The 17,509-nt window shown below is 63.3% G+C and carries 16 protein-coding genes; 10 read left to right on the forward strand and 6 right to left on the reverse strand.

Annotation, left to right across the window (positions count from 1 at the left end; translation table 11 throughout):
• The first annotated feature begins 13 nt into the window (after positions 1–13).
• The 3 genes from QX034_RS14090 (at position 14) to ipdC (ending at position 3,479) form a co-directional block, all read left to right on the forward strand.
• On the forward strand, positions 14–706 hold the full coding sequence (locus QX034_RS14090; protein WP_315702001.1) for a DUF2848 domain-containing protein: 693 nt from the start codon (positions 14–16) through the stop codon (positions 704–706).
• 648 nt (positions 707–1,354) lie between these two features.
• Positions 1,355–1,459, forward strand: coding sequence for a BA14K family protein (locus QX034_RS34030; RefSeq protein ID WP_409977483.1), 105 nt, complete (start codon positions 1,355–1,357; stop codon positions 1,457–1,459).
• A 382-nt stretch (positions 1,460–1,841) separates the two neighbouring features.
• Complete coding sequence (gene ipdC, locus QX034_RS14095) at positions 1,842–3,479, forward strand: indolepyruvate/phenylpyruvate decarboxylase (RefSeq protein WP_315702000.1); 1,638 nt, start codon at positions 1,842–1,844, stop codon at positions 3,477–3,479.
• Between the two features lie 59 nt (positions 3,480–3,538).
• Here ipdC and QX034_RS14100 read toward each other — a convergent pair whose 3' ends face one another.
• From QX034_RS14100 to QX034_RS14110, 3 genes are all read right to left on the reverse strand, one after another.
• On the reverse strand, positions 3,539–3,928 hold the full coding sequence (locus QX034_RS14100) for a VOC family protein (RefSeq protein WP_409977473.1): 390 nt from the start codon (positions 3,926–3,928) through the stop codon (positions 3,539–3,541).
• A gap of 35 nt (positions 3,929–3,963) precedes the next feature.
• On the reverse strand, positions 3,964–4,383 hold the full coding sequence (locus QX034_RS14105) for a hypothetical protein (RefSeq protein WP_315701998.1): 420 nt from the start codon (positions 4,381–4,383) through the stop codon (positions 3,964–3,966).
• A 341-nt stretch (positions 4,384–4,724) separates the two neighbouring features.
• The gene (locus QX034_RS14110) at positions 4,725–5,891 is read right to left on the reverse strand and encodes a hypothetical protein (protein WP_315701997.1); all 1,167 of its coding nucleotides are present in this window, start codon (positions 5,889–5,891) and stop codon (positions 4,725–4,727) included.
• A gap of 367 nt (positions 5,892–6,258) precedes the next feature.
• On the opposite strand from QX034_RS14110, the gene QX034_RS14115 reads away from it, so the two are divergent.
• The gene (locus QX034_RS14115; protein ID WP_315703122.1) at positions 6,259–6,879 is read left to right on the forward strand and encodes a LuxR C-terminal-related transcriptional regulator; all 621 of its coding nucleotides are present in this window, start codon (positions 6,259–6,261) and stop codon (positions 6,877–6,879) included.
• A 103-nt stretch (positions 6,880–6,982) separates the two neighbouring features.
• Here QX034_RS14115 and QX034_RS14120 read toward each other — a convergent pair whose 3' ends face one another.
• From QX034_RS14120 to QX034_RS14130, 3 genes are all read right to left on the reverse strand, one after another.
• Positions 6,983–7,228 (reverse strand): hypothetical protein, encoded by a 246-nt coding sequence (locus tag QX034_RS14120; RefSeq protein ID WP_315701996.1) that lies wholly within the window; start codon positions 7,226–7,228, stop codon positions 6,983–6,985.
• A gap of 329 nt (positions 7,229–7,557) precedes the next feature.
• Positions 7,558–7,947 (reverse strand): response regulator, encoded by a 390-nt coding sequence (locus tag QX034_RS14125; RefSeq protein WP_315701995.1) that lies wholly within the window; start codon positions 7,945–7,947, stop codon positions 7,558–7,560.
• A 443-nt stretch (positions 7,948–8,390) separates the two neighbouring features.
• Positions 8,391–9,110, reverse strand: coding sequence for a Crp/Fnr family transcriptional regulator (locus QX034_RS14130; RefSeq protein ID WP_315701994.1), 720 nt, complete (start codon positions 9,108–9,110; stop codon positions 8,391–8,393).
• Positions 9,111–9,917: 807 nt separating this feature from the next.
• Between QX034_RS14130 and QX034_RS14135 the strand changes: the two genes are divergently transcribed.
• From QX034_RS14135 to QX034_RS14160, 6 genes are all read left to right on the forward strand, one after another.
• Positions 9,918–10,562, forward strand: a complete 645-nt coding sequence (locus tag QX034_RS14135; RefSeq protein ID WP_315701993.1) for a histidine kinase — start codon at positions 9,918–9,920, stop codon at positions 10,560–10,562.
• 267 nt (positions 10,563–10,829) lie between these two features.
• Positions 10,830–12,362 (forward strand): flagellin, encoded by a 1,533-nt coding sequence (locus QX034_RS14140; RefSeq protein ID WP_315701992.1) that lies wholly within the window; start codon positions 10,830–10,832, stop codon positions 12,360–12,362.
• A gap of 477 nt (positions 12,363–12,839) precedes the next feature.
• Positions 12,840–15,605, forward strand: a complete 2,766-nt coding sequence (locus QX034_RS14145; protein WP_315701266.1) for a hybrid sensor histidine kinase/response regulator — start codon at positions 12,840–12,842, stop codon at positions 15,603–15,605.
• Positions 15,606–15,633: 28 nt separating this feature from the next.
• Positions 15,634–16,107: a chemotaxis protein CheW gene (locus tag QX034_RS14150; RefSeq protein ID WP_315732664.1), complete on the forward strand. Its 474-nt coding sequence runs from the start codon at positions 15,634–15,636 to the stop codon at positions 16,105–16,107.
• Positions 16,108–16,147: 40 nt separating this feature from the next.
• Positions 16,148–16,528 (forward strand): response regulator, encoded by a 381-nt coding sequence (locus QX034_RS14155; RefSeq protein WP_315701990.1) that lies wholly within the window; start codon positions 16,148–16,150, stop codon positions 16,526–16,528.
• A gap of 104 nt (positions 16,529–16,632) precedes the next feature.
• Positions 16,633–17,508: a protein-glutamate O-methyltransferase CheR gene (locus QX034_RS14160; protein WP_315701989.1), complete on the forward strand. Its 876-nt coding sequence runs from the start codon at positions 16,633–16,635 to the stop codon at positions 17,506–17,508.
• Position 17,509: the final 1 nt, after the last annotated feature.

Consider the following 17,509-nt stretch of genomic DNA (forward strand, 5'->3'; position numbering starts at 1 on the left):
GAAAGGCGATGCGATGAGCGGGACGACGATCGAGTTCACGGTTCACCAGGATAAGAGCGCGTCGAAACGGCGCATTGCGGTCGATCGCCTGGTGATCGCCGGCTGGACCGGACGAGATCCTGTCGCGCGCGATAAGCATATAGCGGAGCTCGAGGCACTCGGCATCCCGCGGCCCGCATCCACGCCGATCTACTATGAAGTCGCAGCGAGCCGCCTGACCACGGCTGATACGATCCAGGTGAGCGGTGGCGACTCGAGCGGCGAGGTCGAATTCGTGCTGCTTCGTTCCGGCGGCACGCTCTATGTCGGCGTCGGCTCCGATCACACCGACCGCAAGGTCGAGACCTACAACATCACGGTGTCGAAGCAGATGTGCGACAAGCCTGTCGCGCCGGAGCTGTGGCGTTACGACGAGATTTCAGCGCATTGGGACCGCATCCTGCTGCGCGCATACGCGACCATCGATGGCACGCGGGAGCTCTATCAGGAGGGCCGGCTCGACGCCATGCTGGCGCCGGAGGACCTGATTGCCCGACGCTATGGCGATGCCGGCTTGCCTGAGGGCGCCGCGATGTTCGGCGGCACCTTTGCCGCCAAGGGTGGCATTCGCCCGGCCGAGCGTTTCGACTTCGAGATCATCGATCCGGTGCTCGACCGCACGATCCGGCATGGCTATGCGGTCGCAACCCTCGATATCGCAGGCTGACGCGGCAAACGATAAAGCCCGATCGGTTTGTCCGCGCATGCGTCGGCGGTCGGCATCAATTTCGGATCGGAGCACGCGCAGAGCGGGCATCGGTGCGGCGTCCCGCCTTTCTCGATGCGAATTCCGGCGGGTGGAAGAGATCGTTTTGCCACAAAGAGGTGCCAAAATTTCGGCGACAGGGTAGGAAGGTCCGCCATCCCTTTTCCGGGTGGCAAGTAGAGTACCGCGTGGGGCGTTGATTTGTTTTTCAAGACAAAGGTTTGCGTTGGCATTGCCTGCCAGCTGCTTCTGATCGTGAGCCATGGGGCTGCCCAGACCACTGGCTCGGTCAATAATGGCGCTGCCGGTGGTCCCGGCGCCGCGCTTGGGGAGCCGCCACCGGGAGGATGCATGCCGATCGGAGTCACCGCGGCGGGGAATATGGTGTTTCCCTTTGCGTGCAAGGACCTGATCGCACGTCACAGAGGGACGGAGGAGGCGTCCGCGCCATCAGAATCGAAAGCTCCGCCTGCTTCGAGCGCGGCTGTGGCTGCTTCTCCGGGGAAGGATGCGCTCAAGGCGTCGCAAGCTGCGACGGTCCAGCCGCAACAGACAGGTCCGGAAAACAAGCGCACGGACATGCCGCAACAGAACGACGTGGGATCGCGCATGAGCCGCCGCGACCGGCCCGGCTGCCTTCACTTCCGCAGTTACGATCCCAAAAGCGAGACCTATCTCGACTATAGCGGACGTCGCCAGCCATGCCGGTCATGAGATCGCGCGCGGTGTGCAGGAAGCTTCGACCGGCCAGTTGAGTGACGGCACGGCCGTGCCATGCCTATAGCCCCGGAAGATGGCGTCGCACGCAATCCTGGCACGGATGCCGTTGTCTCTCATGCAACGCTGCATCCTAATCGTCTTTCGCGAGGTGGGCGCGGGGAGCGGTCGGCGGGTTGCCGTCCGCGGGTGCGAGTTGCTCGCTTGCTACTCATGGTCGGATCCTCCGGAGCAACAAGACCTGTTCGACCGTTTGGTTCAGTCGTGCCATGCGGATGCGAGGGCTGGGCGCTTCTGCCGGCCGGTCGCGGCTCTTGCGCGTCGGCCGTGAGCGGCGCATCGTGGAGCACCGTCGCAACGAGCTATCTCAGGACATTCGATGCCTGCTCTTTCCTACGCGCTTCTCTCGGCTCTGAAGGATCACGGTGCCCGCGAGATCTTCGGCATTCCCGGCGATTTTGTTCTGCCGCTGTTCAAGGTGATCGAGGAAAGCAACATCCTGCCGAGCTTCACCTTGAGTCATGAGCCGGCGGTCGGTTTCGCCGCGGACGCATCCGCGCGTTATCATGGTGGTCTCGGCGTCGCCGTCGTGACCTATGGCGCTGGCGCCTTCAATCTGGTGAATTCGATCGCGGGTGCCTACGCCGAGCGATCGCCTGTGGTGGTGATTGCCGGCGCGCCCGGCGCGCGTGAGCGGGTCTCCGGCTTCCTCTTGCATCACCAGGCGCGCACCATCGACACCCAGCTCGCCGTGTTCAAGGAGATCACCTGCGATCAGGCGGTGCTGAACGATCCCGCGACCGCGCCGGCGCAGATCGCGCGGGTCCTGCGGAGTGCTCGGGAAATGTCCTTGCCGGTCTATCTGGAGTTTCCGCGCGACATGGTCGATGCCGAGGTCGAGACGGTGGTGCCGCTGCCGGCCCGGCGGGCCGATCTCGAGGCGCTCCGCGAATGCGTCGAGGAGATCCTTGCACGTGTCGAACGTGCGTCGGCGCCGGTCATCGTGGTCGATGTCGAGATCCGCCGTTATGGCGTCGAAGACAAGATCGCGTCGCTGGCGCGCAAGCTCAACGTTCCCCTGGTGACGACCTTCATGGGGCGTGGTCTGCTCGATCAGGCCGACGACGTCGTCGCCGGCACCTATCTTGGCGCCGCGGGCGATCCAGCGATCACGCGCGTGGTGGAGGAGGCCGATCTCGTCCTGATGCTCGGGGTCATCCTCTCCGACACCAATTTCGCGCTGTCGAACCGGGCGCCGGACCCGCGCCGAACCATCATGGCCTCGAGCCGCGAGGTGCAGATCGGCCATCATGTCTATCGCGACATGCCGCTTGCCGATCTGATCGCCGCGCTGGAGAGCCACGCTACGCCGCAACCTCCGCGCACCGGCCTGCCGCGGCAGCGTTCGGTCTATCCGCGCAACTTGCCCCACGACGATCAGCTGCTCGCGCCGTCCGACGTCGCGACCGCAATCAACGACCTGTTCGACCGCTACGGCAAGATGCCGATGACGTCGGATATCGGCGATTGCCTGTTCACGGCGATGGAGATCGACAACACCGCGCTGGCCGCGCCCGGCTATTATGCCGGCATGGGTTTCGGCGTGCCCGCCGGCCTCGGTGTTGCCGCCACGGGGCTGCGGCCGCTGATCCTGGTTGGCGACGGCGCCTTCCAGATGACCGGCTGGGAGCTTGGCAATTGCCGCCGCTATGGCCTCGACCCCATTGTGGTGCTGTTCAACAATTGCAGCTGGGAAATGCTGCGGGTGTTCCAGCCGGAATCGCGCTTCAACAATCTCGATGATTGGCATTTTGCGGAGGTCGCCAACGCGATCGGCGGGGTTGGCGAGCGTGTGGCGACGCGCGGTGAGCTTGCCGTGGCGCTGGATCGGGCCGTGCAACGGCGCGGCCAGTTTTCTCTGATCGAAGTGATGCTGCCGCGAGGCAAGACGTCGGAGACGCTGGCGCGCTTCGTCGCCGGCTTCAAATCGGCGCGCGAGCGGATGGTCAAGGATTAGCGGCGACGAGAGGCTCGGCCGATCTCATCCACTGGATCGACGTGTGATTGCCGAACGCATCACGCCGTTCGATCCGAAAGTCGCTGCGGCCGTCCGACTCGCACCAGCGTTTGATCCGGATCCGACAACGAGAATTCGTACATACCCCAGGGCTTGTTTTCCGCGCCGTTCGGCTCGACCGTCTCGCCGCGGAATTCGGCCGCCAGCGCGTCGACGTCATCGACATAAAGATAAAGCCCGAAGGGATTGCGGCCCGGGATCAGCCATTCCGGTTCGGCCCGGGTGAGATGCAGCGACGCGCCTTTGCCGTCCGACAACATACGGTACTCGTCGGCCATCCCATCGCGAGGTTGATCGGCCCGGGTGAAACCCAGCCGCCGATAGAACCTCTCGGACGCGTCGAGATCGTTACAGGGAAGGATTGCGCACAGTGAATGAGGAGGGGACATCGCATGTCACGCCGGGCTGGTTGCAATAACGGCGGCTATTGCGCGGCCTTGTCATGCGCCGCGAGCCCGACCGCCTTGTAGTCATAGGTCGGATAGAATTCGGTGCGATAGGCGCCCCAGGCGGTATCTTCCAGGATGCGGTTGACTTCACGCAGCCGGGATGCCGGAAGACGCAACGTCACCACCTGTCCGATTCCCATCATCACATACCAACTCACGACCTCGACGCCCGGAGGCGGGAACGCCTTGTAGAAGCCCTGCTTCTCCAGCTGCGCATTCAGCTCGCTTAAGGGGCGCGACTGGTCGTGCTTGAAGAACACCGTCAGCAGCACGGCATTGTCCGGCGTCGGCGTGGCGGTGCTGGCCGGCGGCGCCTGTGCGATGCTGCTGGAACTGAAAATTGCACCCGATATCAGCACGGCGAGCGCGGTCAGCAAAGCTCTTGTCGGTCTCATCTCATGCCTCCGGATGTCGCAGTCGCAAGCCAGCGGCTCGCGATCATCGATGCGAGGCGCCGGCCTGTAAACCGCAAAGGTTGGCCGACCGGCGCCTCTCCGGCAAATGTGAAGCAACTCACACGCGACCGCTGCGCGCTGCGATATCGATGAGGCGCCCGACGTGGCGACGAGGTAGACCTGATGACGACACGACGACTGGCCTATTGGTGGCTCAGATTCGTGTTTTCCGGGCGGTTCCTGGACACGTTTCTAGGGTGGCGACGGCGCTCGTGATCGCGTTTCGGAGCGGATCGATCGGTGATCGGGTCCGGACTGCACCGGCAAAGCCTCCGTTGCAGTTAGGAGTGTTGACCGATCAACCGCTTGCAGAAGGTGGCTCCGTCCTGAATCGCATCACGTCCCTTGTAGGCGAGATAGGTCAGCCGGCCGCCGAGCGAACGGTAGCTGCGGAGCCGCCGCGATCCCAGCACATGACCGACCTCCTCCGGGAACCGGCTCACCTCGGCTGCAACCATGGTCTCGATCGCCTGCATGATGCTCTGCAGCCGCCTGCCCCAGTCGGAATCCTCGATCCGATCGATCCGCACCTGCATGGCATATTCGGTGTTGTAGATGTCGGTCAGGATCTCCTTGGCCACGACCACGCGGTTGTTCTTCAAGGCCATCCGAAGTGCCAGCCGTTTGCCCTCCAGCTGGTCGAGCGCCATCGATACCGCGATCGCATAGGGGGTCGCGGCGACATCGGCCGCGTTCTTGCTCGGGGCTGCCTTGGTGGCAAGGCGCAATAACTGCCAAGGCTCCTTCAATCGCTTGGCGACCAGCGCGAGCGCGAACGGGACCGCCTCCGGGCTTTTCTTGCGAAAGCCGTCCAGCAGGTTGGTCATCTTCTTGATCTGCGGATCATCGAATTCGACGATCCGCTCGGGCAGCGTGTCGTTGAACCTCGCCAGTTCCTCGCGCGCCTGGAGGACCCGCATCAGCTTCGTCACATCGTTGAACACGGAGGGAGCGGCCGTATAGGCTTTGAGCTTGCTGCGCACCTGCTCGGCTCCATCGGGCCGCGCCAGCACGCCCTCCAAGGATTTCGTCACCTTGGTCTGGAACGCATTGGCGACCTGGCGAAGCTCGCGCTGCTTGTCGTACGCGATCAGATCCTTCATCTGGGCGTTGTAGTCGCGGGCCATGGTCGGCAGCAGGTCGCGGCTGATCCATTCCCAGATCGGCGCCAGCGAGCTGCGCGCGATGCGCCCCGAATTGGCGTGCTCGGGCGAGCCGTCGACCAGGAGCGGCTCGAGCGGCATAAAGAAGTATCGCGACGGGTTCGAGGTCCGATGTTGGGTGGTTCCGTCCTTGCGGAACTCCGCGCGCAGGCGGGCCTGGATGTCGGCTGAGCCCGGCATCTCTACCCCGTTCATCTCCAGGCGCTCGAGTTCGCTGAGCAGACAGCTACGTGTCAGCGGCGATAGCCGCTGCAGAAACTCCCAGATCCGGTCGATCGGTCCCATTGAGGTCTGGATTGGTTCGGAACGGCTGGCAGGCTCGCCTCCGGGGCGAGAATGGCTGATACAATCACAAAATTGTTCGCGCTCGATTAATCCAAGCGCGTAGATGGACCTCGTCCAAGGCTCATCGATCTCCGCGCTCATCGCTCTGAAGGGCTCATCGACCTGGAGGCATTGATACGGACCGCACCGGCGAGCGCGGACGGTCGCAGCTGTTTACGGCATTGCGATCTCGCGGGTGGGAGTGGCTGCGGGCCGCAACCAGGGCGCGAAAATATCCATGAATTTGCAGGGGTTTGCGGGAGGACCCGTAGTAATACGGAGCGGCAAGTTAACGCTCGTTAAGCATGTTTTCGCGCACAGTGCGGACATGTCGCAACCGAGCAAGAGCATCGTCGACGAACGTCCCGTGCCGGCTCTGTCTGAGCAGCCGGCTGATCGCAGCCCTTTGGGCGGGAGCCGGAACTGCTCGGACGACAACGTAACTGCGCTGCCCCATCTGTCGAGCGGCGAGCTGAGCGCCGCTGCGCTTGCACGTCAGCTCAATGGCTCGCTGATGGCGCTCATGCTGTATATGGGCGAGATCAAGCAGCAAAGCGAGAAGATCGCACATACTCGCACCGAGCGGCGCTACCTGCAGACGATCGTGGACAATGCGGTCGAACAGACCGAGCGAGTTTGTGCGTTGGTTCGCCAGATCTCCGGCTCTCCCGCGCCGGCCCTAGCGGGAGCGCCGCAGGTTGCCGATCGCAACTGCGCACCGCCGCATGGCGGCGCGATCTCGTCTCCACGCCAGCAGAAGCCGCTGACGCCGCGCGAACGTGAAGTGCTGAAGCTCATCAGCGAAGGCCATTCCAACAAGCAGGGTGCGCTGCGCATGAGAATCAGCCCGCGAACGTTCGAGAGCCATCGGGCCGAAGCGATGCGCAAGCTCGGCGCACGCAACACTGCCGAACTGGTCCGTGCCGCCTTGCTCTATCCCTTGGACTGAGGCGGGCGTTATTTGGTTCTGACCTTCGTAAACAGGCGCGTTGCAAGATGATACGAACGCCAGAACCGAGGCTAGCGTCCCGCTAGAGGACTCCGGCGCCGCACTAGAAATAGTCCTCCGCGAAGGGGCGAACGCGCGAGGTGGGGCGCAGCGGAGCCTCTGGCTTGGGCGGCATCGGAATGATGGTGATGGTCCAGCGCGGCGGGATGCTGGCTTCGTTCTCCATCACCGATCGCACATGGCCCGTGATGGTCACGCCGCCGGACTTAACAGTCGCCGGTCTGCCGTTGAACTGCGCGATGCGAAAACGCCTGACTTCCTTCTGGTCAGCTGTTTCGAATGTAAACATGGACACATCTCCTATGTGTTCGCGGGAGTGTCGCAAGTCATGATTAGCCGTTTATGAAAATCGAGAGCCGTATAAGTACGGCAGGGTTTTGAACGTCAGGACGAGCGCGCCGACCGTTAGGTTGGAGCCGGTTGTCGCGGCTCCTGCACGCGTCCGGCACGGTGGGCCCCGTCGATGCGGCCCGGCAGCGCCGCATAATTCTGTTTCGCGAACCGTCTCGCGCGTCTCTGCAGAACCGGGGCGAAGCCTCCGAGGTAGCCGAATGTTCCGGTGCTCTTTAGCGAATATGCCTCCCGTCCGATCCGGATGCGCTCCCGCTTCAGCGGGAGCTATTCGGCCGGGCCGAACACGGCTTCCATCTTGGTCTTGAGCGTCGCCGCATTGAACGGCTTGACGATGTAATTGCTCACGCCGGCTTTTTTGGCGGCGATGACGTTCTCGGTCTTGGATTCCGCCGTGATCATGATGAACGGCGTCTTCGATAGCTCGGGGCTGGCGCGAACCTCCCGCAGGAGGTCGTAGCCCGTCATCGGTTCCATGTTCCAGTCGGAGATCACCAGCCCGTATTTCTTGGCCTGCATCTTGGAAAGTGCGGCCGATCCATCGTTGGCATCGTCGACATTCTCGAATCCCAGCTGCTTCAGCAGGTTGCGGATGATACGGATCATCGTGGCGTAGTCATCCACCACCAAGATCGGCATCGACAGATCAAAAGCCATGTGAATCCACTCCGCTCGCTTCGCCAAAGCCGAACACGGGCGAGATACTCAGCACGAAGAGGGTACGTCACCCTTCGGACTCGCGCTCGTCAGCAGACGACAATTATCATTGCCCATTGAACAGCGCGTTAATGCCGTCTCCGACAATTGTTTGGATCTCTCGTGCGGTGAATTCGAAGTTGCGATCAAATCCTCCGCGCATTCGTCGTCGGTACGTCGTCGAAGCTGCGCCAGCTTCAATGATTTTCTATGCGCTTGGCGTTCCGAACTTTACAAATGAAGCGTGACAGGACGCGAGCGTCGGAATCGGAGCGCCACTGCGGACTTTGGAATTGGTCCGCAAAGTAGTTGCTAGGAACTGAAGCGCGTTTCGGAACTGGTCCGCCAGCGTGCCGTAATTATACGGATGTGCAGCGGGAGGGAAGCGAGCCTTCGCTGTGCCTTCAGGACCGGTCACGCCGCCGTACCAGACGGTCGTACTGCATCTTGACTGCCGCGTAACACTCGCAGGCGGTCTTCTTCAGGCCTTCCAGATCGATGATATCGATGTGGCCTCGGCTGTAGTGAATGAAGTTCGCCTGCTGCAATGTGCTCGCGACCAGCGATACGCTGTTGCGACGGGCGCCGATCATATGCGCGAGTGATTCCTGAGTCAGATAGAGCTTGCTGCCGCCGGACAGGTCGTAGGTTTGCACGAGACAGCGCGCCAGGCGAGACTCGACCGTATGCGCCGCGTTGCAGCCCGCGGTCTGCTGACTTTGCACATAGATCGCGAGTGCATGTCTGGCGAGCAGGTTGCGGAAGGTGCGGCTTTGATCCGCCGCGGCGCGGAGGCGGTCGATATCGAGCGCGCTCGCGACGCCCGCAACCGTCACGACGGCGCTGTTGAGTGCAAGGGGCTCGTCGGTGAGCGCCGACACCGAACCGAAGATGCTGTCGCGCCCGATCATCGCGACCTGCACGCGCTCCCCGCGTGAGAGATTGACCACGAGCGAAATCACGCCGCGATGGGGGAAATAGGCGCGTTCGACCGTTTCGCCGACTTCGGCCAGAGTCGAATCCTGGAGCAGATCGACCACCCGCAAATGGGGGCGGATCAATTCGAAATCATCCTCAGTCAGCGCCGACAGAAAGCCATTCGGAGAGCGCGAGCCCGTGTCCAAAATCAGATCTCCTGCTTAGCTGGTACCGCGGCTCCGGACCGCCGACAATGCACGCTGACCGCCCCACAGAATGAATCCTGGACGTTGTTCTGACAAGAGAAAATCGGCCGGAAAAGACCGGTTGGGACCTGGTGGAAAGCCGTTCCGAACTGGCTGGAGCTATTGTGCAGTTGCTCAGAGGCGGTCCGGCAGGGCTCCCCGTCGAGCCTTGATGGGCGTGGTCCGGCGCGATCATCATTCGCGTACGGAGGAGCGACTGCGGTCAACAGCCGGTGCCTCGGCATGAAAGCGATCCGGGGCGGCGCAGCCATGGTGCGGACGTCGAGATTCATGGTCGTAGAGGCTGCATCTTGCCGAGCGAGTCACTTCGTCTGCGGTGTATTTGACAGAGTGAGGCGTCGCGTCCGAGAGTAAACGGGCGTGCTGATTCGTTGCTGGTCGCTGAGCAGGTCACGCCCCGCATGTCGGGCGGCGCAGCCGATCTCGGTAATGAAGCCGGTCCCGCCGCGCCGTGACCGCGTGATGTGAGTGCGACATCTCGCACGCGGATGTGGTCCCCGCCTTCGGGCGTTTGCGAATGAATGACGGCCGCGCGGATTGAGTCTCGTTTGCGTTCGATTTGGAGTTCCTTGGGATCAATCCGCAGCCTGCGCTGCAGGGAATTTCCCGTTGTGTCGTTGGTTCGTCGAGTCCAAGAAGGTCATGCGAACAATGGCGATATCGTCTCAGCAACAGACATCCGATCGGCTTTCGCCCCGTGGCGGTGCGGATGCCGGCGCGCCGACGCCGATGAGTCAGAGCGAAGGCATGGCGCTCGTCGGACAGGTCGCTGGCGGCATTCTTCACGACTTCAACAATGTCCTGACGGTCATTACCGGAACGATCGACATACTCGCGCACGCCGTGGCGGACCGGCCCGAGCTTGCAGCTGTCGCTCGGTTGATCGACGAGGCCGCGAGTCGCGGTGCAAGACTGACGTCGCAGCTCTTGGCTTTCGCTCAGGGCCGGCCGCCTCAACCGTGCCGGGTTGATATCGACGAGCTTCTGACAGACGCCGGCCGGCTGCTTCGCCCCACGCTGGGAACGCAGATCGAGATCACGACGCAGGTGGCGACCGAGACGCCAGCGGCTTTTGCCGATGCAGGCCAGCTTCTGGCGGCGCTGTTGTGTCTCGGCATCGCCGCGGGGAAGAGCATGCCGGAGGGCGGCTCGCTTCGCTTCGAGGCGGGGCGTTCGGAGACGATCGCCGCGGGCCGGCGCGCAAGCAATTGCGTGGTGATATCGCTGAGGGCCGATGCTGCCGGGGTCTCCTCCCGGTTCGTTTCACAAATCGGAATGGTCGATGACTTCGTCAGACGATCGAATGGGGGCCTGACAGTCGAGGAGCCTGCGGGGCCGGAGACGCGGGTCGAGATTTCGTTGCCGCGCGCCGATACCGGTTTGCATGGTTAGCGGCGCGCTAACAAGCAACTCAACAACACTAAGGAATTGATCGTCTCATTCTGCCGCGAAGCTGAGCTTCGGCGCGTCCAACGCGCGTGAACCAAATTGGATCGAACCGATTAGGCGGCAGTTAGGGATAACGACGGCAGCCCCCCTTCTCTTCGGATATGCGGAACTCCGTTTAACGAACGGGTAGGAGTCCGCGGACCAGTCTGGCGCATCGCCGACAGAACTGTGCGGCGGTATTCAACTGTGTTCATCCAGAAGGGAATGACAATGTCAGGTATCGTACTCTCGGCGTCGGTGCGCCAGAATCTGCTCTCGCTGCAGTCGACGGCTCAGCTTCTCGCCACCACCCAGAACAACCTTGCTACCGGTAACAAGGTCAACTCGGCTCTCGACAATCCGACCAACTTCTTCACCGCGCAGGGCCTCAACAACCGGGCCAGCGACATCTCCAATCTGCTCGATGGTATCGGCAACGGCGTGCAGGTGCTGCAGGCCGCCAACACCGGCATCACTTCGCTGCAGAAGCTGGTCGATAGCGCCAAGTCGATCGCCAACCAGGTGCTGCAGACCTCGGTCGGCTACTCCACCAAGTCGACCGTGACCACGGCCGCGCTGACCGGCGCGACTGCCAGCACCCTGCTCGGGGCTTCCACCAGCGCCGTCACCGGCACGAACGTCCTCAACGACAATACGACCCCGGCTGCGATCACCAGCTCCACCAAGCTGTCGGGCACCGCCAGCAGCACCTCGAACGACCTCGCCACCGGCTTCACCACCACCGACACGCTGACCGTGAACGGCACCACCTTCACGTTCATCGCGGGCTCGACCTCGTCCGGCACCTCGATCGGTGTCGGCGACACCGTCGGCAACCTGCTGTCGGCAATCCAGACGTCGACCGGCGTCTCCGCCTCGATCAGCGCAACGGGCGCCATCACCCTGACGCCTCCGGCCTCCGGTCTCACGCTGTCAGGCTCGACCGGCGCTCTGGCGAAGCTCGGCCTCACCCAGGTCGGCGATGGCTTGGCCGGCCAGACGCTCAGTATCGCAGCTACGGGCGGTGGCACACCGACCAGTATCACCTTCGGTATCGGGACGGGCAAGGTCAACTCGTTGAACGACCTCAACACGGCCCTTGCCGCCAACAACCTGCAGGCCTCGGTCGACTCGACGGGCAAGATCTCGATCACCACGACCAACGACGCGGCGTCCTTCACGATCGGCGCGGTCAGCGGCGGTACGGCCTTCACCGGTTTGACCGCGAACGCCCCGGTTGCCGATCCGACCTCGCAGGCCACCCGGGCCAGCCTGGTTGCGCAGTACAACAACGTGCTCGCGCAGATCAACACGACCGCTGCCGACGCCTCCTTCAACGGCATCAACCTGTTGAACGGCGACACGCTGAAGCTGACGTTCAACGAGACCGGCAAGTCGACGCTGTCGATCACCGGCGTGAACTTCAACAGCACCGGCCTTGGCTTGAGCAACCTGACTTCGGGCACCGACTTCCTCGACAACTCGTCGGCGAACAAGGTTCTCAACGTCCTCAACAACGCCAGCTCGTCGTTGCGGTCGGAGGCCTCAACGCTCGGTTCGAACCTGTCGATCGTGCAGGTCCGTCAGGACTTCAACAAGAACCTGATCAACGTGCTGCAGACCGGCTCGTCCAACCTGACGCTGGCCGACACCAACCAGGAAGCGGCCAACAGCCAGGCGCTGTCGACCCGCCAGTCGATCGCGGTGTCCGCGCTCTCGCTCGCCAACCAGTCGCAGGCGAGCGTGCTGCAGCTGCTGCGCTAAGCAGCGCTGTCAGGCTGATGCAAAACCAGGCGGCGGGGGCAACCCCGCCGCCTTCGGCCTGATGAGACGGCCATCGTCCGGCTGATCCCTCTGCGGCCAATTCTCCCTCGAACCCTTGATCCGGATTCCTGAGACCTGACTCTTGGGCCGTAGTGAAGTCGGTATCGCGCTTCTGAGAGGGCCGGTGGAGCGAGGCGCACCGAACGCGACGTTCAGGACCGATCGGTCCGGCGCGTTGGTCACAACGACTACCGACGGAGCGAGCCTCCGTAGTTGAACGGATCACGAAATTAACGGGACAGAGAAAGCGAAAGCCTAACGCTTGCAAGCAGGGAAGCCCGTTGAGCTCAGCCAAGCGGCAGCCGCGACGGCTCACCCATCCCGGCCTGATGAGAGCGCGGGGCATGCTGCCGGACATGCCAACAGAATAGCGATTGCTCGGTAGCCGCAACGCCATTTCTTGGAAGGCACAGTCTGATGGATGATCTGTTGCGTGAGTTTTTGACGGAGACCAGCGAAAGCCTGGACACTGTCGACAATCAGCTGGTGCGGTTCGAGCAGGAGCCGAACAACGCCAAGATCCTGGATAACATTTTCCGTTTGGTGCACACGATCAAGGGGACCTGCGGCTTCCTCGGCCTGCCGCGGCTGGAAGCGCTGGCGCACGCCGCCGAGACCTTGATGGGCAAGTTCCGCGACGGCATGCCGGTGACCGGCGAGGCCGTGACCTTGATCCTGACCACGATCGACCGGATCAAGGACATTCTGGGACAGCTCGAGGCGACCGAGGCCGAGCCCGAAGGCGCCGATCGCGACCTCATCGATGAGCTCGAGGCGATGGTCGAGCGCGGCATGGCGGCCATGGCGGCGGGCGGAGCGCCGGCCGAGGCGGCGGCACCTGCAGCGGTGGAGCCGGCGGTTGCGAAGGGCACGCTGATCGATCAGACCTTGGAGCGGCCGCTGCGTCCAGGCGAAGTCTCGCTCGACGAATTGGAGCGCGCCTTCCGCGAGACCGCGATCGAAGTGCCGGCCGCGCATGAGCAGGCGAAGCCCGTCGCCCCAGCACCCGCCGCCAAGACCGACGCAAAGACCGAGGCCGCCAAGGCCGAGCCGAAGAAAGACGCCAAGCCCTCGCGGCTCAGCAAGGCCGCCGCCGAAACCGAGGTTCAGGAGAGCGACAAGGTCGCCAACCAGTCGATCCGCGTCAATGTCGACACGCTCGAACATCTGATGACGATGGTCTCCGAGCTGGTCCTGACCCGCAACCAATTGCTCGAGATCGCCCGTCGCAACGAGGACACCGAGTTCAAGGTGCCGCTGCAGCGGCTGTCCAACGTCACCGCCGAGCTGCAGGAAGGCGTCATGAAGACGCGCATGCAGCCGATCGGCAATGCCTGGCAGAAGCTGCCGCGCATCGTCCGCGATCTCGCCACCGAGCTCGGCAAGCAGATCGAGCTCGAGATGCACGGCGCCGACACCGAGCTCGACCGCCAGGTGCTCGACCTGATCAAGGATCCGCTCACCCACATGGTGCGCAACTCCGCCGACCATGGCCTGGAGACCACCGCCGAGCGTGCCGCCGCGGGCAAGCCGGAGCAGGGCACGATCCGCCTCTCCGCCTATCATGAAGGCGGCCACATCATCATCTGCATCGCCGACAATGGCCGCGGGCTCAACACCGAGCGGATCAAGGCCAAGGCGCTCGGCAACGGCCTCGTCAGCGAGGCCGAGCTCGAGAAGATGACGGAAGCCCAGATCCACAAATTCATCTTCGAGCCGGGCTTCTCGACCGCCGCCGCCATCACCTCGGTGTCGGGCCGCGGCGTCGGCATGGACGTGGTGCGCACCAATATCGACCAGATCGGCGGCACCATCGACATCAAGTCGGTGGCCGGCGAAGGCACCTCGGTCACCATCAAGATCCCGCTGACGCTCGCCATCGTCTCGGCGCTGATCGTCGAGGCCGGCGGCGACCGCTTCGCGATCCCGCAATTGGCGGTGGTCGAACTGGTGCGGGCGCGCGCCAATTCCGAGCACCGCATCGAGCGCATCAAGGACACCGCGGTCTTGCGCCTGCGCAACAAGCTGCTGCCCTTGATGCACCTGAAGAAGCTGTTGCGGATCGACGACGGCTCGTCCTCGGATCCGGAGAACGGCTTCATCGTGGTGACCCAGGTCGGCAGCCAGACCTTCGGCATCGTGGTCGACGGCGTGTTCCACACCGAGGAGATCGTGGTCAAGCCGATGTCGACCAAGCTGCGCCACATCGACATGTTCTCCGGCAACACCATCCTCGGCGACGGCGCCGTGATCATGATCATCGATCCGAACGGCATTGCGAAAGCGCTCGGCGCCGCCGGCTCGGCCTCGCAAGGCGTCGCCGACGAGCATGCGCTGCATCACGCCACCACCGGCGAGCAGCTCACCTCGCTGTTGGTGTTCCGCGCCGGCACGGCGCAGCCCAAGGCGGTGCCGCTGGCGCTGGTCACGCGCCTGGAAGAGATCGCGGCCGACAAGATCGAGATCAGTAACGGCCGCTACATGGTGCAGTACCGCGATCAGCTGATGCCGCTGGTGCAGATGGAGGGCGTCTCGGTCCAGACCTCGGGCTCGCAGCCGATCCTGGTGTTCGCCGACGAGACCCGCGCCATGGGCCTCGTGGTCGACGAGATCATCGACATCGTCGAGGAGCGCCTCCACATCCAGGTCTCCGGCTCCCGCGACGGCATTCTCGGCTCCGCCGTGATCAAGGGCCAGGCCACCGAAGTGATCGACGTCGGCCACTTCCTGCCGATGGCGTTCGCCGACTGGTTCATCCGCAAGGAGATGGCGACCGAGGCGCAGACGCAGTCGGTGCTCTTGGTCGACGACTCGCCGTTCTTCCGCAACATGCTGGCGCCGGTGCTGAAGTCGGCGGGCTACAAGGTGCGCACCGCAAGCTCGGCGATCGAGGGGCTGGCGGCGCTGCGCTCGGGCCAGAGCTACAACATCGTCGTCACCGACATCGAGATGCCGGAGATGAACGGCTTCGAGTTCGCCGAGACCATCCGCGCCGATCAGCACCTGCACCATCTGCCTGTGATCGCGGTGTCCTCGCTGGTGTCGCCGGCGGCGATCGAGCGCGGCCGCCAGGCCGGGTTCTACGACTACATCGCCAAGTTCGACCGTCCGGGGCTGATCGCGGCGCTGAAGGAACAGGTCGAAGAGCAGGCCCGCGCCGAAGCCGCCAAGCAGGCCGCCTAACCGCAGCCGTTTCAGGAGTAGCGTTAAGATGAGCATCAAGACCGAAACCAGCGACGGCGCGGTTGCCGAATATGTCACCGCCGTGATCGGCGGCCAGCTGTTCGGATTGCCGATCTCGCGGGTGCAGGACGTGTTCATGCCGGAACGGCTGACGCGGGTGCCGCTGTCCTCGGTGGAGATCGCGGGCGTCCTGAACCTGCGCGGCCGCATCGTCACCGTGATCGACATGCGCGCGCGGCTCGGCCTTGCCAAGGCCGACGACGGCAAGCCGCCGATGGCGGTCGGCGTCGACCTGCGCGGCGAGTCCTATGGCCTCCTGATCGACCAGATCGGCGAGGTGCTGCGGCTGCCCGAGGATGGCCGCGAGGAGAACCCGGTCAATCTCGATCCGCGCATGGCCAAGCTCGCCGGCGGCGTCCACCGCCTCGACGGCCAGCTCATGGTCATCCTCGATGTCGATCGCGTGCTCGATATGCTGCCGAAGGCGGCGCTCGCCGCCTGATCGATTCGCCAGTCATTGTCCCAGCGGGGAGTAGAAAGTGATGAGAACGTGCTTGGTTGTCGATGACTCCAGCGTCGTGCGCAAGATCGCCCGGCGCATTCTGGAAGAGATGGGGTTCGAGGTCGTCGAGGCCGAAGACGGCGAGCAGGCACTGGAGCTCTGCAAGAGCCGCCTGCCCGACGCCGTCCTGCTCGACTGGAACATGCCGGTGATGGATGGCTACGACTTCCTGGGCAAATTGCGGCTCCTGCCGGGAGGCGAGCAGCCCAAAGTGGTGTTCTGCACCACCGAGAATGACATCGATCATATCTCGCGCGCGCTGAATGCCGGCGCCAATGAGTACATCATGAAGCCGTTCGATAAGGACATCGTCTCCGCCAAGTTCGAGGAGGTCGGCCTGTTTCAGGCCATGTCCAGCTAGCGGTTCGATTGCAATGTTCGCACGCCGTCTGGGAGGCAGGTTGCGAACATCAGATCCGCTCCAGCCATCCGCGTGATTCCCGATTTGCCCAGAAGAGGCCACCCGTGAACCAGCCCGATTATGATTTCCTGCGCAAGTTGCTCCGGGACAAATCCGGTCTCGATCTATCTGCCGACAAGCAGTACCTGATCGAGAGCCGTCTGCTTCCTCTGGCGCGCAAAGCCGGACTGCCCGGCATCGCCGAGCTAGTCCACAAACTGAAGGACGGACCGAGCAGCCTGATCAATCAGGTGGTCGAGGCCATGACCACCAACGAGACCTTCTTCTTTCGCGACAAGGTGCCGTTCGATCATTTCCGCGAAGTGATCGTGCCCGAGCTCCTGCGTGCGCGTACCAGCCGCAAGTCTCTGCGGATCTGGTGCGCGGCGGGGTCGACCGGTCAGGAGCCGTATTCGCTGGCAATGTGCCTGAAGGAGATGGGAGCCGCCGTCAGCGGCTGGCGGATCGAGATCCTCTCCACCGACCTTTCCCAGGAGGTGCTGGAGAAGTCCAGGGCCGGTCTCTACAGTCAGTTCGAGGTGCAGCGCGGCCTGCCGATCCAGCTTCTGGTCAAATATTTCAAGCAGGTCAGCGAGCTCTGGCAGATCAATCCCGAGATCCGCGCCATGGTCCAGCACCGCCAGTTCAACTTGTTGAACGATTTCTCCCAGCTCGGCACGTTCGACGTGATCTTCTGCCGCAACGTTCTGATCTATTTCGACCAGGATACCAAGATCAACATCTTCGGCCGGCTGGCCAAATCGATGGAGCCGGACGGATTCCTGGTGCTGGGCGCGGCGGAAACCGTGGTCGGGCTGACGGACGTCTTCAAACCGCTCGCGGAACGGCGCGGGCTGTATCGGCCGAACCTCGCTGCGTCCGCCAAGAGCGCGGCCGGATTGGGCGGGCTGCAGAAAATGGCCAGCTTCGCAGGACACTGAA

Source organism: Bradyrhizobium sp. SZCCHNR3119 (assembly GCF_032487775.1).
GTDB lineage: Bacteria > Pseudomonadota > Alphaproteobacteria > Rhizobiales > Xanthobacteraceae > Bradyrhizobium.